At 60.3% G+C, this 22182-nt stretch carries 19 protein-coding genes; 15 read left to right on the forward strand and 4 right to left on the reverse strand.

Annotated elements, in window-relative coordinates; genetic code table 11:
• The first annotated feature begins 24 nt into the window (after positions 1 to 24).
• The 4 genes from AB4O35_RS20060 (at position 25) to AB4O35_RS20075 (ending at position 3488) form a co-directional block, all read left to right on the forward strand.
• Positions 25 to 1431 (forward strand): NAD(P)/FAD-dependent oxidoreductase, encoded by a 1407-nt coding sequence (locus AB4O35_RS20060; RefSeq protein ID WP_065880482.1) that lies wholly within the window; start codon positions 25 to 27, stop codon positions 1429 to 1431.
• A 26-nt stretch (positions 1432 to 1457) separates the two neighbouring features.
• Positions 1458 to 1799 carry a cupin domain-containing protein gene (locus AB4O35_RS20065; protein WP_065945982.1) on the forward strand — a complete coding sequence of 114 codons (342 nt, stop codon included), beginning with the start codon at positions 1458 to 1460 and terminating at the stop codon, positions 1797 to 1799.
• Between the two features lie 60 nt (positions 1800 to 1859).
• On the forward strand, positions 1860 to 2939 hold the full coding sequence (locus tag AB4O35_RS20070) for a polyamine ABC transporter substrate-binding protein (RefSeq protein ID WP_065873148.1): 1080 nt from the start codon (positions 1860 to 1862) through the stop codon (positions 2937 to 2939).
• Between the two features lie 90 nt (positions 2940 to 3029).
• On the forward strand, positions 3030 to 3488 hold the full coding sequence (locus tag AB4O35_RS20075) for an REP-associated tyrosine transposase (RefSeq protein WP_065873147.1): 459 nt from the start codon (positions 3030 to 3032) through the stop codon (positions 3486 to 3488).
• Between the two features lie 115 nt (positions 3489 to 3603).
• Here AB4O35_RS20075 and AB4O35_RS20080 read toward each other — a convergent pair whose 3' ends face one another.
• Positions 3604 to 4389, reverse strand: a complete 786-nt coding sequence (locus tag AB4O35_RS20080) for a helix-turn-helix transcriptional regulator (protein ID WP_065873146.1) — start codon at positions 4387 to 4389, stop codon at positions 3604 to 3606.
• Between the two features lie 199 nt (positions 4390 to 4588).
• Here AB4O35_RS20080 and AB4O35_RS20085 point away from each other — a divergent pair, with 199 nt between their 5' ends.
• The 7 genes from AB4O35_RS20085 to AB4O35_RS20115 all read left to right on the forward strand — a co-directional run bounded on the left by AB4O35_RS20085 (position 4589) and on the right by AB4O35_RS20115 (position 13786).
• Positions 4589 to 5953: an APC family permease gene (locus tag AB4O35_RS20085; protein ID WP_065873145.1), complete on the forward strand. Its 1365-nt coding sequence runs from the start codon at positions 4589 to 4591 to the stop codon at positions 5951 to 5953.
• A gap of 9 nt (positions 5954 to 5962) precedes the next feature.
• A complete protein-coding gene (locus tag AB4O35_RS20090) occupies positions 5963 to 7066 on the forward strand; it encodes a DmpA family aminopeptidase (protein ID WP_065873144.1) in 1104 nt (367 codons plus the stop codon).
• 366 nt (positions 7067 to 7432) lie between these two features.
• Complete coding sequence (locus AB4O35_RS20095; protein ID WP_065873143.1) at positions 7433 to 8866, forward strand: serralysin family metalloprotease; 1434 nt, start codon at positions 7433 to 7435, stop codon at positions 8864 to 8866.
• 49 nt (positions 8867 to 8915) lie between these two features.
• Positions 8916 to 9284: an AprI/Inh family metalloprotease inhibitor gene (locus tag AB4O35_RS20100; protein WP_065873142.1), complete on the forward strand. Its 369-nt coding sequence runs from the start codon at positions 8916 to 8918 to the stop codon at positions 9282 to 9284.
• A 103-nt stretch (positions 9285 to 9387) separates the two neighbouring features.
• The gene (locus AB4O35_RS20105) at positions 9388 to 11139 is read left to right on the forward strand and encodes a type I secretion system permease/ATPase (protein WP_065945980.1); all 1752 of its coding nucleotides are present in this window, start codon (positions 9388 to 9390) and stop codon (positions 11137 to 11139) included.
• Positions 11136 to 12449, forward strand: a complete 1314-nt coding sequence (locus tag AB4O35_RS20110) for an HlyD family type I secretion periplasmic adaptor subunit (RefSeq protein WP_065945979.1) — start codon at positions 11136 to 11138, stop codon at positions 12447 to 12449. The genes AB4O35_RS20105 and AB4O35_RS20110 overlap by 4 nt, the downstream gene beginning before the upstream one ends.
• 2 nt (positions 12450 to 12451) lie before the next feature.
• On the forward strand, positions 12452 to 13786 hold the full coding sequence (locus AB4O35_RS20115; protein ID WP_065945978.1) for a TolC family outer membrane protein: 1335 nt from the start codon (positions 12452 to 12454) through the stop codon (positions 13784 to 13786).
• A gap of 151 nt (positions 13787 to 13937) precedes the next feature.
• Here the strand turns inward: AB4O35_RS20115 and AB4O35_RS20120 are convergent, their stop codons facing one another.
• The gene (locus AB4O35_RS20120) at positions 13938 to 14162 is read right to left on the reverse strand and encodes a YgdI/YgdR family lipoprotein (RefSeq protein WP_049708369.1); all 225 of its coding nucleotides are present in this window, start codon (positions 14160 to 14162) and stop codon (positions 13938 to 13940) included.
• A gap of 186 nt (positions 14163 to 14348) precedes the next feature.
• Here AB4O35_RS20120 and AB4O35_RS20125 point away from each other — a divergent pair, with 186 nt between their 5' ends.
• Positions 14349 to 15995, forward strand: a complete 1647-nt coding sequence (locus AB4O35_RS20125; protein ID WP_065945977.1) for a VRR-NUC domain-containing protein — start codon at positions 14349 to 14351, stop codon at positions 15993 to 15995.
• Positions 15992 to 18256, forward strand: coding sequence for an ATP-dependent DNA helicase (locus tag AB4O35_RS20130; RefSeq protein ID WP_460149211.1), 2265 nt, complete (start codon positions 15992 to 15994; stop codon positions 18254 to 18256). Before AB4O35_RS20125 ends, AB4O35_RS20130 begins: the two co-directional genes overlap by 4 nt.
• Here the strand turns inward: AB4O35_RS20130 and AB4O35_RS20135 are convergent.
• Positions 18246 to 19205, reverse strand: a complete 960-nt coding sequence (locus AB4O35_RS20135; RefSeq protein WP_065880492.1) for an oxidoreductase — start codon at positions 19203 to 19205, stop codon at positions 18246 to 18248. The two genes, AB4O35_RS20130 and AB4O35_RS20135, sit on opposite strands and share 11 nt — an antisense overlap.
• A gap of 102 nt (positions 19206 to 19307) precedes the next feature.
• On the opposite strand from AB4O35_RS20135, the gene AB4O35_RS20140 reads away from it, so the two are divergent.
• Positions 19308 to 20270, forward strand: coding sequence for an AraC family transcriptional regulator (locus AB4O35_RS20140; protein ID WP_065880493.1), 963 nt, complete (start codon positions 19308 to 19310; stop codon positions 20268 to 20270).
• A complete protein-coding gene (locus tag AB4O35_RS20145; protein WP_065880494.1) occupies positions 20227 to 21168 on the forward strand; it encodes an alpha/beta fold hydrolase in 942 nt (313 codons plus the stop codon). The genes AB4O35_RS20140 and AB4O35_RS20145 overlap by 44 nt, the downstream gene beginning before the upstream one ends.
• A 63-nt stretch (positions 21169 to 21231) precedes the next feature.
• Here the strand turns inward: AB4O35_RS20145 and AB4O35_RS20150 are convergent, their stop codons facing one another.
• Positions 21232 to 22182: an alpha-E domain-containing protein gene (locus AB4O35_RS20150; protein WP_065873132.1), complete on the reverse strand. Its 951-nt coding sequence runs from the start codon at positions 22180 to 22182 to the stop codon at positions 21232 to 21234.

The raw sequence follows: 22182 nt of genomic DNA on the forward strand, positions 1-22182 counted from the left end.
CGAAACGAGGTAGGGGAACCTGGCATGCCGGCATGGCGCACTATCAGCTTATGGATGGACCAGTTGGACGACCCGCTGCAAGCGCGGCCGGCGCTGGCGCATGACCTGGACGTCAACGTGGCCATTATCGGCGCCGGTTACACCGGGCTGTGGACCGCGTATTACCTGAAACGCCAGGCGCCCGAGCTGAACATCGCTATCATCGAGGCGCAAACCGCTGGGTTCGGCGCCTCCGGTCGCAATGGCGGTTGGCTGATGGGCAACCTGCTGGGTGAAGACCGTTTGTTGGCCGGCCTCGATCCCGAACAGCGCCGTGCCTCCTTTGACCTGTTACACGCCATCCCGGATGAAGTGGCCCAGGTGCTGGCGCGTGAAGGTATCGACTGCGACTACCGCAAGGGCGGCGCCCTGTACTGCGCTGCGCGTTACCCCGAGCAGGAAGGCAGCCTGCGCCGTTACCTGGACAAACTTCACGCCCAGGGCCTGACCGAAGCCGACTACCGCTGGCTCAGCCCGCAACAACTGGCCGAGCAAATCCGCATCGCCAAGCCCTATGGCGGTATCTATGCACCTCACGTCGCGACCATCAACCCCGCGAAGCTGGTGCGCGGCCTGGCGCGGGTGGTTGAAAGCATGGGCGTGACGATCTACGAAAACAGCCCGGTCACTCACTGGCAGTCCGGCAGCCTGCGCACCGCCAAGGCGGCTGTTCGGGCGGCCTGGGTGGTGCCAGCGGTAGAAGGTTATGCCACGACCTTGCCGCCACTGGGCCGTTACCAATTGCCGGTGCAAAGCCTGATCGTCGCCACTGAACCGTTGCCGGCCAGTACCTGGGACGAAATCGGCCTGCGCCATGGCCAAGCCTTTGGCGAAAGCAGCCGCCAAGTCACCTACGGACAGCGCACGGCGGATAACCGCTTGGTGTTCGGCGCGCGGGGCGGTTATCAATTCGCCGGCAAACTGCGGCATGACTTTGATTTGACCGACAGCGAAGTGGAGCTGCGTCGCTATCTGTTCGGTGAGCTTTTCCCACAGCTCAAGAACGTAAGGATTACCCATTCCTGGGGCGGCAACCTGGGTATGTCGCGCAACTTCCGTCCGCACATGCTCTGTGACCCCAAGACCGGCATCGCGCTGTCTGGCGGTTATGGCGGGGAGGGCGTCGGCGCTACCAACCTGGGTGGCCGCACGTTGGCCGACCTGATCCTGGGCCGGGACACTCCGTTAGTCCACCAACCCTGGGTGATCCGCGAACGCGGCCTGGATGCGCTCAAGCCCTGGGAGCCCGAGCCCTGCCGCTGGTTGGGTTATAACGCGATCATTCGCAGTTTCGTCCATGAAGACCAGGTGCTGGCCAACCCCAATACCGCCCCTTGGCGCCGCAAGCTGGCCACCGGCGTGGCCGGGTTCATGGAAGGTTTCATGCACTAAGTCGTTTCACTCACACGGGAAAACCCATGAGCATCACTCAATTCAAAGACACGCTGAACGCCCACTTGCCGGACTCGTCACCGGTGGCCGTGCCCTTGGGCGAGCCCATCGCCGTGGCCTCGACCCTGAGCGTTGAGCGCAGCGATGGCGTCGAAACCGGCATCTGGGAATGCACCCCAGGCGTGTGGCGTCGACAGATCAAATCCCAGGAGTTTTACCACTTCATCCAGGGCCGCTGCACCTTCACCCCTGATAACGGTGAAATCGTCCACATACAAGCTGGTGATGCACTGATGTTGCCGGCCAACAGCACGGGCATCTGGGATATCCAGAAAACCGTGCGCAAGACCTATGTATTGATCCTGTAACGCTTTGATCCTTGATCGCCTGCCATAACAACAGCCCTAAAACCGCCAGGAAATCGAACCATGAAAGCCATTGCCCTGTTGCCCTTGATGTTGGTGGCCTCTATCAGCCAGGCCGCCGAGACGGTGAAAATCTACAACTGGTCGGACTACATCGCGCCGGACACCACCAAGAACTTCCAGAAAGAAACCGGCATCGGTTTCACTTACGACGTGTACGACAGCAACGAAACCCTCGACGGCAAGTTGATGACCGGTAAATCCGGCTACGACGTGGTGTTCCCGTCCAACCACTTCATGGCCCGGCAGATCCAGGGCGGCGCGTTGAAGAAGCTCGACAAGAGTCAGTTGCCCAACTGGAAAAACCTTAACCCGGTGTTGCTCAAGGCTGTGGAAAACAACGACCCGGGCAACGCCCATGGCTTTCCTTACCTATGGGGCAGCACCGGTATTGGCTACAACATCGACAAGGTCAAGGCCGTGCTGGGCGACAACGCGCCGGTCGATTCCTGGGACTTGATCTTCAAGCCGGAAAACATGGCCAAGCTGCAGAAATGCGGGGTGGCGATTCTGGATAACGGCCCGGAGCTGTTGCCGGCCGCGCTCAATTACTTGGGCTTGCCGCACCACAGCAAGAAAGCCGAAGACTACAAGAAGGCTGAAGCGCTGCTGATGAAAGTGCGACCTTATGTGGCGTACTTCCACTCCTCGAAATACACCGCCGACCTGGCCAACGGCGATATCTGCGTGGCGGTCGGCTTCTCCGGCGACATCCTGCAGGCGGAAAGCCGTGCCAAGGAAGCCAAGAACGGCGTGAATATCGGCTACAACATTCCAAAGGAAGGCGCCGCGATCTGGTTCGACATGGTCGCCATGCCCGCCGATGCCCCGAACGAAAAAGCCGGTTACGCGTTCATGAACTACCTGCTGCGCCCGGAAGTGATGGCCAGCATCACCAACTATGTGCATTACGCCAATGGCAACAGCGCGGCAGACAGCCTGGTAGACCCGGCGATCAAGGCGGATACCAAGGTGTACCCGAGCCCGGACATGATGGGCAAGTTGTTTGCGCTGGAGGCGATGCCGTTGAATATCGACCGGGTGCGTACGCGGGTGTGGAACACCATTCGTACCGGGCGCTGATTGGTAATATTTGGTCGCGCCTTGGGTTCGCTGTTAAGTCGTTTTTGCCTGTAGCTTCCTTGACTCCTTTGATTGAACAGGGAGCAAGGAATGCTCATATCAAACAGGTCTGGACGTTTGCGCCTAGGCAGAGCTTCAGCGGAGGGTGGCGTGTACCTGCTGACAGCCGTGGTGGACCGGCGAGAGCCCATCTTCGATGATTGGTGGTTGGGGCGCCTAGTGGTACGGCAACTGCGCGAGGCACATGAAGATGAGTGGGTGGATTCGTTGGCATTTGTAGTGATGCCAGACCATATTCATTGGCTTGTTCAGCTTCAGGACAAGACGTTGTCGGAACTCATGTGCCGAATTAAATCGCGCAGCAGTTTGACGGTTAACCGTGCCTTAGGCCGCAAAGGTCGGCTATGGCAGAAGGGCTATCATGATCGTGGCGTTCGGCGTGAGGAAGACTTGAAAGACTTTGCGCGTTACGTGGTGTGTAATCCGATTCGCGCGGGATTGGTGAAACGCGTTCATGATTATCCGCTTTGGGATGTTTGGTGGCTGTGATGGCCTCACGCAGCCTCGCTTGCGCTCGACAGCTGCTACGGGGCTCGGCCGTAGTCGTAGCAGCTGTCGAGCGCAAGCGAGGCTGCGTCGGCCGCACCGCCGATCTCACTGACAGCTAAGGGTTTTCCAAATCATGCCCCAACGACTGGATAAACAACGAAAACAGCTCCGGTTGTGACGAGATATCCAGCTTGGCGTACAAATGCCGACGGTGCACCTTCACCGTGTCCGGCGATATCTTCAGGCGTTCGGCCATGGCCTTGGAGGAAAACCCGCGCAGCACCAGGCGGGCGATTTCCAGTTCGCGGTCTGACAGCACGCCGCAGCCAAATTGGCTCAATGCATCCTTGATCTGGCTGTCCATCGCCGGCGCCCGCCGGTTGCTTTGTTGCCAGTGCTGTTGCATCAACGGCAATACCCACGCCGCTACTGTCGTCATCAGCCCGGTTTCCTCAAAACTGAAGGGCCGCTGCATGCCCAGCGACAGCGATAACGTCCCCGCGCCCGGCAATTGCAGGATGAACTGCACCTCGTCTTCCAGCACGTTGTCGTGGAAGTAATTGAGGAAGTATTCGCTCTGGCGAAAATGATCCGGCGCCACTTCCTCCAGGCGGTACACGCCGCTGGCATACCCCTCGCGACAGGCCTGGAAAAACGGGTCGAGCAGATACAAACCATTGAGGTACACCAGCATCGACGCCGGTTTGCTGCTGGGCTGGGCGTCGTATTCCTCCAGGGCCTGGGGTGCGCCATCCAGCGGATAGAAGATCGCCAGGGCGTTATCGAAGGGCAGGCACTGGTGCAACAACAGCACCAGTTGTTTCCAAAAGCGTTCGGTGCCGATGTGCGCGACAGTGCGGCCCAGGCCTGCGTGCATGCCGACTTCCCGGAACAGGCTCATATCAATGGCTCCCACCAGCAAAAGATCGGCCAAGGGTTCGGCTTTTGCCGGGTGTCGTCAAGGGGAGTACGCCAATAGGGGAATTGGCTGACATAAGCGCAATGTTTATGTTCGTGATCATTCAACGGGAAAGATATCCCGAAAAAACATCATTTTTCGTTTCTGCCTCACACCAAGAACAACGACAGAGGATAACGATATGAGCACTTCCCCCGCGCCCGACGGCGTGTTGAAACCCACCTTGAGTGTCTTCGATGTGGTCGCCATCACCGTATCTGCGGTGACCCCGGCCAGTTCCGTGTTTGTGATCGCGCCCTTTGCCATCCAGCAAGCCGGCAGTGGCGTGTTCCTGGCGTTTGTGATGGCCGGGTTGCTCGCGCTGATGTTCGCCTTTTGCTACGCCGAACTGGGCCGCGCCCACAACAGTGCTGGAGGTGAATATGTGTACGCCAAGCGTGTGTTCGGTGGCATGGCGGGCTATGCGACGTTCTTGACCGTGCTGGTGATGTTGCTGTTTATCCCGCCGGTGCTCGCCACGGGCGCGGCGACTTACCTGAATAACGCTCTGGGTACGACGTTCGATTCCCAAACCGTCGCCCTGGTGATCGTGGTGTGCAGTTACGCGCTGGGCATCCTCAATATCAAGCTGAATGCCTGGATCACCGGCACCTGCCTGCTGTTGGAAATCGCGGCGTTGCTGGTGATCGTGGTGATTGGCTTCGGTAACCCCGTACAGCCGGCCAGCGTGCTGTTCCAGCCGCAAATCGTCGAAAACGGCGTGTTGCACATGGCGCCCTGGGCCCTGGTGATTGGCGCGGTGGGCATCGGCCTGTTTTCCTACAACGGTTACGGCCCGGCGGTGTTGTTGGCCGAGGACATGAAGTGCGGCGGCAAGGGCGTGCACAAGGCGGTGCTGTGGTCCCTGGGGCTGGTGGTGATCATCGAGTTGGTGCCAATCACTGCACTGTTGATCGGTGCGCCGTCGCTCAGTGAGATGATCAGCAGCCCAGACCCCATCGGCTACCTGTTGACCAGCCATGGCAATGAAACCTTGTCGCGCCTGGTCAGCGCCGGGATCTTCCTGTCGGTGTTCAACGCGATTGTCGCCATCGTGATCCAGATCGGCCGCGTGGTGTTTAGCAGCGGGCGCGATGCGCTGTGGACGCCAGGCATCAACAAGCTCTTTACGCGCATTCACCCACGCTGGGATTCGCCCTGGTTGGCTACGCTGTTCCTGGCGATCCCGTCGGCGCTGCTGAGTTTCAGCTCCAACCTGGCCGACCTGACCTCCTTCAGCGTGTTGCTGATCATGCTGGTGTACCTGGTGGTGGCGTTGAGTGCGTTGACGAGCCGCGTGCTGCTGCGTGATCGCGAGCATCCCTATCGCATGCCGCTGTGGCCGCTGCCGGCGTTGCTCGCGGTGCTGGGTGCGGGCTATCTGTTGGTCACCCTGGTGGCGGCAGCCTCGATCCGCGACATCATGATCATCATCGGCTTGCTGGCGCTGTCGGTGATTCTGTATTGCATCAGTGGCCGGTCGAGTCCGGTCTTCCAGAAATTGTAAGGAGTGGTTATGCGCGCACGTCAATTGGGCATCACGTTGGGGCTGGGCACGCCCGGTGAGTGGAACGCGATCACCGATGTGCCCGGGGTTCGGGTCGGCCACAGCACGCTCAACACGCGTATCGACGGCAAGCACGTGCGTACCGGCGTCAGCGTGATTCAGCCGCGCGCCGGGGAGGCACGGCAGCAACCGTGCTTTGCCGGGTACCACGTGCTCAATGGCAATGGTGATGCCACTGGCCTTGAGTGGATCAGCGAAGCGGGGCTGTTGACCACGCCGCTGGCCATCACCAACACCCACAGCATTGGCATTGTGCGCGACAGCCTGATTGCCCTGGAGCGCGAGCGCCTGGCAGACCCGGCGGTGTACTGGTGCATGCCGGTAGTAATGGAAACCTATGACGGCTTGCTCAACGATATCTGGGGCCAGCACGTCGGCCCTGAGCACGTGCGTGAAGCCGTGGACAACGCCGAAACCGGCCCAGTGCAGGAAGGTGCAGTTGGCGGCGGCACCGGAATGATCTGCCATGAATTCAAGGGCGGCATCGGCACGGCCTCGCGACGTTTGTCGGCGGAGCAGGGCGGTTGGACCGTCGGCGTGCTGGTGCAGGCCAACCATGGCAAACGCCAGGAACTGCGGGTAGATGGCTACCCGGTGGGGCGCCAGCTAATGGAGATTTCCTCGCCGTTTGCCCAGCAAGGCACACCGGGCATGGGCTCGATCGTGGTGATCCTGGCCACCGACGCGCCGCTGTTGCCGCACCAATGCCAGCGACTGGCGCAGCGCGCATCCATCGGCATTGCGCGTACCGGCGGCGGCACCGAGGATTCCAGCGGTGACCTGTTCCTGGCGTTTTCCACGGGTAACCGGGATTTGCCAGCGGCGGATTACGGGCGCAAAGGCCTGCCGTTCAGCAGCACGCTGCAGATGGTCAACAACGACCACATTTCGCCGCTGTTCAGCGCGGCGGCAGAGGCGGTGGAAGAGGCGATTGTCAATGCGATCCTGGCCGGCGAGGACATGGTCACTGATGACGGTGTCCGGGTGCCTGGCCTGAGTGGCGATACATTGCTGGCAGTACTACGCGAGACAGGGTGGAGTATGTCCCGGTAATAGGGGGCAAGCGCAGTTATTAATGCAAGTAATGGCTGTTTAATGTTGCCAATGACACCCTGGCAATATAGTGGATCCATTAATTAACAGCGCCGCTCAACTTGCGCGGCGTTAGCGCTATTTAATATTTAAATAACTGCGCGCTGTTTTTTGTCGGACAAAACCAAGGCTGTCCAATAAACACGGCACTGAACTTAGTTGAGTTGAAGGCAGGCTGATTTCTAACGCTGGAAAAGATGTAGACGAAAGATTTCAAGTTGTGTCAGTTTCGTGACGCCTTCAAAAGAGGCGAGTGATAGGACGATCTCGCCCGCGGGGTTCCTATCGATCAAAGACTGATGCACTTGCAAACAAGGAAGTACGTTTATGTCAAAAGTAAAAGACAAGGCTATCGTGTCGGCGGCGCAAGCCAGCACCGCTTACTCGCAAATCGATAGCTTCAGCCATTTGTACGACCGTGGCGGCAACCTCACGGTCAATGGCAAACCCTCCTACACCGTTGACCAGGCAGCCACCCAGCTGCTGCGCGACGGCGCCGCGTACCGGGACTTTGACGGCAACGGCAAGATCGACCTGACCTACACCTTCCTGACCTCGGCCTCTTCGAGCACCATGAACAAACATGGCATCTCGGGCTTCAGTCAGTTCAACACCCAGCAGAAAGCACAGGCCGCACTGGCCATGCAGTCCTGGGCGGACGTGGCCAATGTCACCTTCACCGAGAAAGCCACCGGCGGTGACGGCCACATGACCTTCGGCAACTACAGCAGCGGCCAGGACGGCGCGGCGGCCTTCGCCTACCTGCCCGGCACCGGCGCAGGCTACGACGGCACCTCGTGGTACCTGACCAACAACAGCTACACGCCCAACAAGACCCCGGACCTGAACAACTACGGCCGGCAAACCCTGACCCACGAAATCGGCCACACCCTGGGCCTGGCTCACCCTGGCGACTACAACGCCGGGAATGGCAACCCGACCTACAACGACGCGACCTATGGACAGGACACGCGCGGCTACAGCCTGATGAGCTACTGGAGCGAAAGCAACACTAACCAGAACTTCAGCAAAGGCGGCGTCGAGGCTTACGCGTCCGGGCCGCTGATCGACGACATTGCCGCGATCCAGAAGCTCTACGGCGCCAACTACAACACCCGTGCCGGCGACACCACCTACGGCTTCAACTCCAACACCGGGCGTGATTTCCTCAGCGCTTCGTCCAATGCCGACAAGCTGGTGTTCTCGGTGTGGGACGGTGGTGGCAACGACACCCTGGACTTCTCCGGTTTCACTCAGAACCAGAAGATCAACCTCAATGAGGCTTCGTTCTCGGACGTGGGTGGTTTGGTGGGCAACGTGTCCATCGCCAAGGGCGTGACCCTCGAGAACGCCTTCGGTGGCGCGGGCAACGACCTGATCATCGGTAACAACGCCGCCAACGTGATCAAGGGCGGGGCCGGCAACGACCTTATCTACGGTGGCGGTGGTGCGGACCAGCTGTGGGGCGGCGCCGGCAACGACACCTTTGTGTTCGGTGCCAGTTCCGACTCCAAGCCAGGGGCTGCGGACAAGATCTTTGACTTTGCCTCGGGTTCGGACAAGATCGACCTCTCCGGCATCACCAAGGGTGCAGGCCTGACCTTCGTCAATGCCTTCACCGGGCATGCCGGCGATGCTGTGCTGACCTACGCCGCAGGTACCAACCTGGGCACCTTGGCCGTGGACTTCTCCGGGCACGGCGTGGCGGACTTCCTCGTCACCACCGTCGGCCAGGCAGCGGTCAGCGACATCGTAGCGTGATGCACGGGCGCGGCGCCTCGGCGTCGCGCTTTACGGATGGAGCACAGCGATGCAGCGTTTTTTCAAATTGATCGCCTGCGTGTTGCAGGTGATGTTCGTGTCGGCAGGAGCCCACGCAATGGCGAGCAGTCTTGTATTACCTACCACCGCCCAGTTGGCCGGCCATTGGCAGTTGCACCAGCAGGATCGGGTGTGCGCGCTGGACCTGCTGGAGCAGGCCAATGCCTTGGGTGGCGACGTGGCGTGTGTCGAGCAATGGCTGGGCGACAAGCCCCTGAGCTGGTCGCCGACACCGGACGGAATTTGGCTGATGAACGCCGAGGGCAGCGGGATTACCCACCTGAACCGCCAGAAAGAAGGTGAATATAAAGGTCGCACGCCCACCGGGCTGGAAGTTGTATTGCAACGCACACCTTAGTTGTTGTTATAAGTTTATAACTTGATTTTATTAGTTGGCCACCCTGTGCGTCGGGGCAAGGGCAACTTTTGCGCGCAATTGGGTTCAGGGAAGATCAGAAATCATGGCTAAGTCCCATGCCGTCGCGCCGTTATTCAAGGCGCTGGGTGAATACAAGAGCATTTTGATCAGTGTTGGCTGTTTCACTGCATTGATTAACCTGTTGATGCTGGTGCCGTCGATTTACATGCTGCAAGTGTATGACCGCGTGCTGTCCTCCCAGAATGAAACCACCCTGGTGATGTTGACGCTGATGGTCGTGGGTTTCTTTGCGTTTATTGGCCTGCTTGAAGTGATCCGCAGTTTTATCGTGATCCGCATCGGCAGCCAGCTGGAGCGGCGTTTCAACTTGCGCGTCTACAAGGCCGCGTTTGAACGCAACCTGCAACGCGGCCAGGGGCATGCCGGGCAATCCTTGGGCGATTTGACCCATATTCGTCAGTTCATCACGGGGCCTGCGTTGTTCGCATTTTTCGATGCGCCGTGGTTTCCCATCTACCTGTTCGTGATCTTCCTGTTCAATGTGTGGCTTGGCGTGTTGGCCACCGCCGGTGCCGTGCTGCTGATAGGCTTGGCGTGCCTGAATGAATACCTCACCAAAAAACCGTTGGGGGAGGCCAGCGGTTACTCCCAGCAATCCACGCAACTGGCCACCAGCCACTTGCACAATGCCGAGACCATTCAGGCCATGGGCATGCTCGGCGCGCTGCGCAAACGCTGGTTTGCGGTGCATTCGCAGTTCCTTGGCCTGCAGAACAAGGCCAGTGATACCGGTTCGGTGGTCACGTCGTTGAGCAAATCCCTGCGCCTGTGCCTGCAATCGCTGGTGCTGGGGCTCGGCGCGTTGCTGGTGATCAGGGGGGATATGACCGCCGGGATGATGATTGCCGGTTCGATCCTGATGGGCCGGGTACTCAGCCCCATCGACCAGTTGATTGCGGTGTGGAAGCAATGGAGTTCGGCCAAGCTGGCCTACCAGCGGCTGGATGAGTTGCTGCGCGAGTTTCCTCCGGAAGTCGAGCAGATGAAATTGCCGGTGCCGCTCGGCCAAATCAGTTTCGAACAGGTCAGTGCGGGCCCGCCCGGAAAGCGTGTGGCGACCTTGCAGCAGGTCAGTTTCAACCTGGGCGCCGGTGAAGTGCTCGGTGTGCTCGGCGCGTCGGGCTCTGGCAAATCCACCCTGGCGCGTGTGTTGGTGGGGGTATGGCCGACGCTGGCCGGCACCGTGCGCCTGGACGGCGCGGATATTCATCGCTGGGACCGCGACGACCTGGGGCCGCACATCGGCTACTTGCCCCAGGACATCGAACTGTTCAGCGGCAGCATCGCCGACAACATCGCGCGCTTTCGCGAAGCTGATCCCGAATCAGTGGTGCGCGCCGCGCAGCAGGCGGGCGTGCATGAACTGATCCTGCGGTTGCCCCAGGGCTACGACACCCTTTTGGGCGACAACGGCGGCGGCCTGTCCGGCGGCCAGAAACAACGGGTGGCGCTGGCCCGCGCGCTATATGGCGGGCCGCGTCTGATCGTGCTGGATGAGCCCAACTCCAACCTCGACACCGTCGGCGAAGCCGCCCTGGCCAGCGCCATCGTGCAGATGAAAGCCCAGGGCAGCAGCGTGGTGCTGGTGACCCATCGCTCTTCGGCGCTGGCCCAGGCCGATAAGCTGCTGGTGCTCAGTGAAGGGCATTTGCAGGCGTTCGGGCCGAGCCAGGAGGTGCTGCGGGCGTTGTCGGGTCAGCAGGAAGCACCGAAGGAAAAAACCGGCGTCAGTTTCAGTCGTCAGTACCAGACCGGAAGGAATCCAGGCGCATGAGCAGCATCACTTTTGAACCGCGTTTCAAAGAGCGCGACGCCGGGTTCTTCGCCCGGATGGGCTGGTTGCTGACGGTAGTCGGCGCGGGCGGATTTTTTCTGTGGGCCAGCCTGGCCCCGTTGGACCAGGGCATTCCGGTACAGGGCACGGTGGTGGTATCCGGCAAGCGCAAAGCGGTGCAAACCCTCAGCCCTGGTGTAGTCAGCCGGATTCTGGTGAAGGAGGGTGAAACGGTTAAACAAGGCCAGCCACTGTTTCGTCTCGACCAGACCCAGCACCAGGCCGACGTGCAGTCACTGCAAGCCCAATACCGCATGGCCTGGGCCAGCGTGGCGCGTTGGCAGAGCGAGCGTGACAACCAAACCCGCATTACTTTTCCTGCCGAGCTGGGCGCCAATCCCGACCCCGCCCTGGCGCTGGTACTGGAAGGCCAGCGTCAATTGTTCAGCAGCCGTCGCGAAGCGTTTGCCCGCGAACAGGCCGGCATCCGTGCCAATATTGAAGGCGCCACTGCGCAACTGAACGGCATGCGCCGTGCCCGCAGCGACCTGACGGCGCAGGCCCAATCCCTGCGCGACCAACTCGGCAACCTGCAACCGTTGGCCGACAACGGTTACATCCCGCGCAACCGCCTGATGGAGTACCAGCGCCAGTTGTCCCAGGTGCAACAGGACTTGGCGCAGAACACCGGCGAAAGTGGCCGCGTGGAGCAGGGCATCCTCGAATCGCGCCTGAAATTGCAGCAGCACAGCGAGGAATACCAGAAGGAAGTGCGCAGCCAATTGGCCGACGCACAACTGCGCAGCCTGACCCTGGAACAGCAACTCACCTCAGCCGGGTTCGACCTGCAACACAGCGAAATCAACGCCCCGGCGGATGGCATCGCGATCAACCTCAGCGTGCACACCATCGGTGCCGTGGTGCGCGCCGGCGAGACCCTGTTGGAGATCGTGCCTCAGGACACCCGCCTGGAAGTGGAAGGGCACTTGCCGGTGCACCTGGTGGACAAAGTGGGGACGCACCTGCCGGTCGATATCCTGTTCACCGCTTTCAACCAGAGCCGCACACCGCGTGTGCCGGGCGAGGTCAGCCTGATTTCCGCCGACCAGATGCTCGATGAAAAAACCGGCGCGCCGTATTACGTGCTGCGCACCACGGTCAGCGACGCGGCACTGGAAAAACTCCACGGGTTGGTGATCAAGCCAGGCATGCCCGCCGAGATGTTCGTGCGTACCGGCGAGCGCTCGTTGCTCAATTACCTGTTCAAGCCGCTGCTCGACCGCGCCGGCTCCGCGTTGACCGAGGAATAGACATGAAAGCTGTGTTTATCGCCTTGCTGTTGACCTGCGCGAATGCCCAGGCCGCGATGGGCCCGTTCGATGTGTACGAGCAGGCCTTGCGTAACGATCCGGTGTTCCTCGGCGCAATCAAGGAGCGTGACGCCGGCCTGGAAAATCGCGCCATCGGCCGCGCCGGGCTGCTGCCCAAGCTGTCGTACAACTACAACAAGGGGCGCAATAACTCCCAGGCCACCTTGCCGGATGGGCGCGGCGGCAATTATCACGACGACCGCAACTACAACAGCTACGGTTCTACCTTCAGCCTGCAACAGCCGCTGTTCGACTACGAGGCCTACGCCAACTACCGCAAAGGCGTGGCCCAGGCGCTGTTCGCCAATGAAAGCTTTCGCGACAAGAGCCAGGCGCTGCTGGTGCGGGTGCTGACGTATTACACCGAGGCGTTGTTTGCCCAGGACCAGATCGACATCGCCCGCGCCAAGAAGAAGGCCTTCGAGCAGCAGTTCCAGCAAAACCAGCACCTGTTCCAGCAGGGCGAGGGTACCCGCACGGATATTCTGGAAGCCGAGTCGCGCTACGAACTGGCCACCGCCGAAGAAATCCAGGCGCTGGATGAACAGGACGCGTCCTTGCGGGAGTTGGGTGCATTGATCGGCGTGCAAAGCGTCAACATCAATGACCTGGCCCCTTTGAACCAGGGCTTTGCCGCGTTCACCTTGACCCCGGCCAACTACGACACCTGGCATGAACTGGCGATCAGCAACAACCCCACACTGGCGTCCCAGCGCCAGGCCCTGGAAGTGGCGCGTTATGAGGTGGAGCGCAACCGCGCCGGGCATTTGCCCAAGGTCACGGCGTATGCCAGTTCGCGCCAGCAGGAGTCCGACAGCGGCAACACCTACAACCAGCGCTATGACACCAACACCATCGGCGTCGAAGTCAGCCTGCCGCTGTATGCCGGTGGCGGTATCTCGGCGTCCACCCGCCAGGCCAGCCGCGCGATGGAGCAGGCCGAGTACGAGCTGGAGGGCAAGACGCGCGAAACCCTGATCGAGCTGCGTCGCCAGTTCAGTGCGTGCCTGTCGGGGGTGAGCAAGTTGCGGGCGTATCAGAAGGCGCTGGTGTCAGCCGAAGCGCTGGTGGTGTCGACCAAGCAGAGCATCCTTGGGGGGGAGCGAGTCAACCTGGATGCGCTGAACGCTGAGCAGCAGCTTTACAGCACTCGGCGTGACCTGGCGCAGGCGCGGTATGACTATTTGATGGCTTGGACCAAGTTGCATTATTACGCGGGGAATCTGCGGGATACGGATTTGGCGAAGGTGGATGAGGCGTTTGGGCCGCGGATGTAAATGGGGGGTTGAGGGGCGGTGGTCTGGAATGCAGTCCACTGTGGGAGCGGGCTTGCTCGCGAATGCGGTTTATCAGTACCAGATTTGCTGGCTGATACACCGCATTCGCGAGCAAGCCCGCTCCCACATTTGATGGGTGTTGGCTTGGGAATTAGTCTTCTTTTCGCACGGTGGCTACGTCGTCGGCTTTGACTCGGATGCGTTTGCCGGCGATGTCGGTGAATTCGTAGAAGCCGTCGGCAGTCTTGGTTTTTGGGGTGTCCTTGGTCAAATACTGTGTGCCATTTTGCAGCGTCACCACGGTTTGCGTCGCGCAACCGGCCAATACCAGAAAAGTGAGTGCAACCAGTGGCAGACCCAAATTCTTCATGTTCATAACCCTTACCTTAACCCTGAAAAGTCCCACGCCAGAGGCCGCGGGCGACAAATGTTACGCCATCGACTCACCCATCTGATCACTTTTATGTAAAAAGTTGCAGGCGCCATTTATCTATTACCGATTGCAACCTGGCATCCGCGACGGCACTCTGTATGCATAACCAGTATTTGATCGCTGTGCGCCATGGCCAATCCCCTCGAAGACCCGCTCTATTACCTGCATAACTTCCGCCAGGTCCTGCATTGGCTGGGGCAGCGCTATGCGGATTTGCTTGATCCGGACGAACAGCATTTCATTCAGCAATTTGACAGGTTGCCGCAGGCTTCCCAAGCGTTGTTGGTGCGCATGGTGATGCGCAAGGGTGTGCATTTTCGTGCGGGCAAGCTCAGTTACCTCGAGATCGGTTGCCCGCACGCCGCCGCCGAGCCGTTGTTGGCACTGGGCTGGGTGGATGATCAATGCCTGCTGGGTTTTCAAGAGTTGTTCGCCTTGTTGCAGAAAGGCGAACTTCTCGCGACGTTCAAGCCTTGGATCGACCAACCCAAAGCGAGGAAAACCGACTGGATGGAGGGGCTGGCGGCGCAGTTTGCCGACAGCCGCAGTTTCGCCACCTGGTGCCCCGCCCTGGCTGACACGCTGTACAGCCTCACCGTGATGGATTTGTGCGACCGCCTGCGCCTGATGTTCTTTGGCAACCTGCATCAGGACTGGTCAGAATTCGTGCTGGCCGACCTTGGCATCTATACCTATGAAAAAGTCGAATTCTGTGCCGAGTCCCGGGGTTTGCGCAGCCGTGACGACGTGCACGGATTTTTGTTCTTGCACCAGTGCCAGCAAGCCTTTGAAACGGGCCAGGCGTTGCAAGAGATACTCGTGCGCATCGCCACCCTGAACACCGACAACCCCTGGCTGGAAAAACGCCGGGCCAAGCTGTTGTTCCAAGTGGGCCAGTACTGTGAACGCAATGCGGAACTGGGTTTGGCGGAGCAGATTTATCGCGCGTGCGCCTACCCAGGTGCCCGCGCGCGACTGATCCGCGTGCTGGAGCGCCAGGAGCATTACACCCAGGCCATTGCCCTGGCTTACGCCGCTCAACACATGCCGGAAAGCGCCGCCGAGCAGCAACACGTGTTGCGTGTGTTGCCACGCCTGCGCCGCAAATTGGGCGAACCGGCTTTGCCCAAAACCAAGCCCCGACCGGTCACGCGACTGGATCTGGCCCTGACGCTGCCCGAGCCGTTGATGTCGGTGGAGTACTGCGTGCAGGCTCACCTCAGCGAGCCCGATGGGCCGGTGCATTACGTTGAAAACGGACTGATTAACTCGCTGTTCGGCCTGCTGTGCTGGGACGTGATCTTTGCGCCGCTGCCAGGTTCGTTTTTCCACCCATTCCAGCGCGGCCCCGCAGATTTGCACAGTGAGGACTTCCACCAGCGCCGCGCGCCGCTGTTCGCCGGTTGTTTCGAGCAGTTGCAGGACGAGCGCTATAAAACCACCATCCGCCAGCGCTATAGCGAAAAGTGGGGAATCCAGTCGCCCTTTGTGTTCTGGAACCTGCTTAGCGAAGAGCTGCTGGAACAGGCTTTGGCGTGCCTGCCCGCCGAGCACCTGCATTACTGGTTTGAACGGCTGCTGCTGGACATCCGCGCCAACCGCACTGGCATGCCCGACCTGATCCAGTTCTGGCCCGAGCAAAAGACCTACCGCATGATCGAGGTCAAGGGCCCTGGCGATCGCCTGCAAGACAACCAGTTGCGCTGGCTGGAGTTCTGCGGTGAATACCAGATGCCGGTGACGGTCTGCTATGTGCGCTGGGCAGAGTCCGCTTGAGTTACAGCGTTGCCGTGCGTGCACTGTGCGAGTTCACGGCCAAGGTCGGTGACCTGGACCTGCGCTTTACGCCATCTCCCAGCGCCCAGGAAGGCATTCTCGGCCACCGCACCGTCGCGTCACGGCGCAGCAAGCACTACCAGAATGAAGTTGCGCTTGAAGGCGACTACCAGCAGCTCAAGGTGCGGGGCAGGGCGGACGGCTATGACCCGGACGCCAACCGTCTGGAAGAAGTCAAAACCTATCGCGGCGACCTCGACGCCCAGCCCGCCAACCATCGCCAACTACATTGGGCCCAGGTCAAAATCTACGGTTGGCTGATGTGCCAGAAACTCGGCCTTTCGGACATCGACCTGGCACTGGTGTACTTCGATATCGTCGGCGAAGGCGAGACAGTGCTGAACCAACGCTTTCAAGCGACTGAGCTGGAGGCGTTCTTCAATCAGCAATGCGCGCTGTTCCTCGGTTGGGCCCAGCAGGAAATGCAGCATCGCGAAGCGCGCAACGACGCCGCGCACACCCTGGTTTTCCCCCATGCCGGGTTTCGTCCTGGCCAGCGTTCGCTGGCCGAGTCGGTGTACAAGGCCGTCAGCACCGGGCGTTGCCTGATGGCCCAGGCGCCGACGGGTATCGGTAAGACCATCGGCACGATTTTCCCTTTGCTCAAGGCCCTGGCGCCCCAGCAACTGGACAAGCTGTTCTTCCTCACCGCCAAGACCCCCGGCCGCAAGCTCGCCCTGGATGCCGCCCAAGTGCTATACGTCAGCAGCCCCGGCCTGCCATTGCGCGTGCTGGAGCTGGTGGCACGGGACAAAGCCTGTGAACACTTGGACAAAGCCTGCCACGGCGATTCCTGCCCCCTGGCCCAAGGCTTCTATGACCGCTTGCCCGCCGCGCGCATTGCCGCGTCCAAGGTGCGCCTGCTCGATCAGCGAAACCTGCGCGACGTCGCCCTGGCCCATGACGTTTGCCCTTACTACCTGAGCCAGGAAATGGCGCGCTGGGCCGACCTGGTGGTCGCCGACTACAACTACTACTTCGACTTTGGCGCCATGCTGTTTGGCCTCGCACAGCTCAATCAGTGGCGCGCCGCCGTGTTGGTGGACGAGGCGCACAACCTGGTCGAACGTGCCCGTTCGATGTACAGCGCCAGCCTTGACCAGTACAGCCTCAAGACCCTGCGGGACACCGCGCCCGAAGCCTTGAAGAAACCGTTGCAGCGCGTTAACCGTGAGTGGAACGCGCTGCACAAGGACCAGCTCGCGCCCTACCAGGCCTACGCCGCCCGACCCGAAAAACTGTTGCAGGCCCTGACCCTGTGCGCCAGCGCCATGGGCGACTATTTCAACGCGCACCCCGAGTCCCTCATTGGCGACCTGCAAGCGTTTTATTTCGAGGTGCTGCAATTTGCCAAGGTTGCCGAGCTGTTCAACGAGCACTTTATTTTCGATATCAGCAAGCGCCAGTTCAGTGGCAAACGCAGCAGCTCTACCTTGTGCCTGCGCAACGTGGTGCCCGCCGAGTTCATCCGCCCGCGATTGACCGCGGCCCGCAGCAGTGTGCTGTTTTCCGCCACCCTCAGCCCCCGTCATTACTACGCCGACTTGCTGGGCCTGCCGGCGGATACTGCGTGGATCGACGTGGAGTCACCGTTCAAGGCCGAGCAACTGCAGGTGCGCATCGTCGATGCAATCTCCACACGCTTCGTGCATCGCAACGCCTCGTTGGAACCCATCGTTGAGCTGATCGCCCACCAGTACACCCAACAGCCTGGCAACTACCTGGCGTTTTTCTCAAGCTTTGATTACCTGCAGCAGGTGGCGCAGTTGCTCGGCGAACGACATCCGCGGATCGTGCTCTGGCATCAGTCACGCGGCATGACGGAGGCCGAGCGCCAGGCCTTTCTTGACCAGTTCACCGAGCACAGCCAGGGCATCGGTTTTGCCGTACTGGGTGGCGCATTCGGCGAGGGCATTGATTTGCCCGGCGCTCGCTTGATCGGTGCCTTTATTGCCACCCTCGGGCTGCCCCAGCTGAACCCGGTCAACGAACAGATGAAACTGCGCATGGGCACGATCTTCGGCGCAGGTTACGACTACACCTACCTGTACCCCGGCATTCAGAAAGTGGTTCAGGCGGCGGGCAGGGTGATCCGTAGCCAGCAGGATCGGGGCGTGGTGATGTTGATCGATGACCGGTTCGGCGAGGCGCGGGTGCGCCAGTTGTTGCCGCGTTGGTGGGCACCGACGATCAGAGCGTGACGCCACACAGTCGTTCGCTCAAGGCCCACAACCGCTCGGCGTGCTCCAGGTCGACGGCCCACGGATAGACGCCGTTGCGCCCGCGTTCATCGTGAGCGGGGGCGGCCACATCGCAATCTTCGCAGTACAGGCCGCCCAGCCCCTCAAGTTGGGGACTGACGCCACACCACACCATCGTCGCGGCGCCTTGTTCAGGGTTCTTGTAATGACTGGCCGGGCGAATATTCCCGTGTTCATCCAGCGCGCCGACGAACGCCAGGTCGTCTTTGTCCAGGTAACGGAGCAGGTCAGTGAGGATTTCACCGGGGTGTACCGAAAACGCGCGCACATCGCATGCCCGGCCACGCTGGTCTAGCGCCACGGCGAACAGCGCGTTGGCGGTTTTTGACTGACCGTAGGCCAGCCACTTGTCATAGGCACGGCGTTCAAATTGGGGATCTTCGAAGTGCAGGGGGCTCAAACGATGCCCGAGGGACGACACCGTCACCACGCGCGCACCGCTTGTTTTACACAAGGCCGGCCACAGGCGGGCGGTCAGCTGAAAGTGACCCAGGTGGTTGGTGGCGAACTGCGCTTCCAGGCCGTTGGCGTTCCTTTGCAGTGGGGTAGCCATGATCCCCGCGCTGTTGATCAAAAGATGCAACGCCCTCCCGGACGCCAGGAAGTCCTGGGCGAAGCGGTCAATAGAGGCCGCGTCGAACAAATCCAGGCTGGCCAGTTCAACGCCGCGGATCCCGCGTAGGTTGCGCTCGGCTTTAAGCGCATCGCGTGCAGGAACGATCACTTGCGCGCCTGCACCCGCCAATACCCGCACGGCCTCCAGGCCAATGCCGGAATAGCCGCCGGTAACGATAGCGGTCATACCGTGTAAATCTTTACCCGCCAAAGCTTGTGTGGCTGTCGTCGCACCGTCGAATCCGCTGTTGATAGGGGTTTGCTTGCTGGTCATAAGGCTCTCCACTCAGGAGGACCTATAGTGTTTTTTTGGGGCCGGACTCGGAATAGCCTAAAGTCTGTATTTCTGTCGCGATCGTCCGGAGCTTTTTTATTTATGGATACCCTGTCTGATGTGGTGGCGTTGTTACGCAGTCACCGCTCGTATTTTGCGGGTTTGAAGGCGGGCGGCGACTGGGCGCTGGATTTTCCACCACCGGGTGGCATCAAGTTCAACGCGGTAGTAGAGGGCGAGTGTTGGCTGGAAGTAGAAGGGATGATCGTGCCCGTCCGGCTGTATGAAGGTGATTGCTTTCTATTGACGCAAAATCGACCGTGGAAATTATCCAGCCACCTGGCACTGGAGGGGGTCGATGCTCGGCAGGTCTACAGCAAGGCCGTGGGCGGTATCGCCAGCCTGGGTGATACGGCTGATCTGTTTCTGATTGGCGGACTGTTTTACTACGGTGATGAAGCCCGCCTCTTGCTGGAGGGATTGCCACCGGTGGTGCGTATCAGTGCTCGCTCCGACCAGGCCAGTGTGTTGCGTTGGTGCCTGGAGCGCCTGTCTCTTGAATACGCCAGCCCGAAGCTGGGTGCGGCGTTGATGACCGAGCATTTGGCGCAAATGATGCTGGTGCAAATCCTGCGCCTCTATCAAGCTTCCCTGGGCGCCAGTACCACCGGTTGGCTGGCGGCATTGACCGATCCGAGGTTGGCGCCGGTACTGGCGCAAGTGCACGCAGAACCGGCACGGCGTTGGACATTGAGCGAAATGGCAGGCACGGCCAATCAGTCTCGCTCGACCTTCGCCCAGCATTTCAAGCAACGTGTTGGCATGGCACCTCAGGCATATCTGACCCGCTGGCGTATGCATTTGGCGGTGCAGGCGTTGAACACCTCCAGCAGCAGTGTGTCCAGCATCGGCCAGGCATTGGGTTATCAGTCGGACAGCGCATTCAGCAGTGCTTTCAAACGTTTGATGAATTGCTCACCGCGAGAGTACCGCGAGCGCAAACTACACAAGGACGCCACTGATGAACGCTACCCGGCAGCACAGGATCCAGGTCAACGGCATTGAATTAAGTGTGCAGGTCACGGGAGCCGACGAAGGTCCGCCGATCTGGCTTCTCCACGGTTTCCCGGAATGCTGGCACTCCTGGCGCGAGCAGATTCGCGCATTGGCGGCTGCGGGTTACCGAGTGTTCGCCCCGGAAATGCGCGGCTACGGCCAAACCAGTTCGCCCGCCGCGATCGCCGATTATGATCTGCTGACCCTGTGCGGGGATATCCAGCAGGCCATGGACCATTTTGGCCATGCGCAGGTGGTGATGGTCGGCCATGACTGGGGCGCAGTGGTGGCCTGGCACCTGGCGTTGCTCGAACCCCAGCGTGTCACGCGCTTGGTCACGATGTCCGTGCCTTTCGCCGGACGCGCGCGGCGGCCGGTGATCGAAATCATGCGTGAGCTGTACGCCGACCGCTTCAACTACATCCTGTATTTCCAGGAGCCGGGCGTTGCCGAGCAGGAGCTGAACGCTGACATCGAGCGCACGTTGCGCCTGTTCATGCAGGATCAGGATGTGTTTTTGCAAAAGAAACCGCCGAGCGCCCGGTTACTTGAGGGCGTTCCCGCGCCCGGCGCATTGCCGCAATGGTGTTCCCAGGCAGATCTGGACGTCTACGTAAAAACCTTCGCCGACCACGGTTTTCGTGGCCCGCTGAACTGGTACCGCAACTTTGAACGCAACTGGCAACGCACTGAATGCCTGGCTGGCCAGCAGGTGTTGCAACCCACGCTATTCCTCATCGGTGACCGAGACCCGGTCGGGATATTCGAGGCCCACACGCTCAAGCGCATGCCCGATTCAGTGCCTCACCTTGAACAACACGTGCTGCCCAACTGCGGCCACTGGATCCAGAACGAACAAAGCCAGCAGGTCAACACGCTAATCCTCGCGTTCCTACAAAAACCGTAAACCCACCCCAACCAAATGTAGGAGCGGGCTTGCCCGCTTCCACATTTTGATCAGCGTCGTGTGCTAAACCACTTCCAGATATGAACTATGAATCGCCTGCGCCAACTCCCGAACCGTGTCAATGAATTCCGTCAACCGGCTATGCAACCCATCCTCAAGAATCTCATCAATCCCCGTATACCTGAGCCGCGCCTCAAACTCCGCCGCCAACCGCTGCGCCGTGCGCCCGTAACTGCCGGGCAAGTCCGCCAGGATATGACTCAACTCCTCGATACACGCATGCAACGAACGCGGCACATCACTGCGCAACAACAGCAACTCTGAGACCGAGCGAGCATTCAACGCATTCGGATACAACTCGGTGTACGCCTCGAACGACGACAACGCGCGGAGCAGGGCGCTCCATTGGTAATAACCGCGTGCCGACAAGTCACTGACTTCTTCCGACTCCTCGCCAAACATCTCATAGCGCGCATCCAGCAGGCGCAAGGTGTTGTCCGCACGCTCCACGAAGGTGCCCAGGCGGATAAACCGATAGGCGTCATTGCGCATGATCGTCCCGGAGGTAGCCCCCCGGAACAGGTGTGAACGCTGCTTGACCCAATCACAAAAGTGGCTGATGCCATGCCGCGCCAGGCCGCCGGCGGCGATGCTGCGCATCTCCAGCCAGGTGGCGTTGAGGTTTTCCCACATGTCGGCGGTGATACGCCCGCGCACCGCATGGGCATTGCCGCGGGCCGCGCGCAGGCAGTTATAGATGCTGGCGGGGTTCTCTTCGTCGAGGGCAAAGAAGTGCAACATGCGCTCGGCATCCAGCTGCGTATGCCGCTCAAGGTAATTGTCCAGGGTGCCGCTGCTGAGCAGCGACATGGCCAGTTCATCCAGGCCATCACTGCGCCCGGCCTGGGGCATCAACGACAGGGAGTAACTGACCTCGAGCATGCGCGCCAGGTTCTCGGCGCGCTCTAGGTAACGGGACATCCAGTACAGATCTGCGGCGGTTCTACTCAACAT

The organism is Pseudomonas sp. H1_A03, from assembly GCF_054685145.1.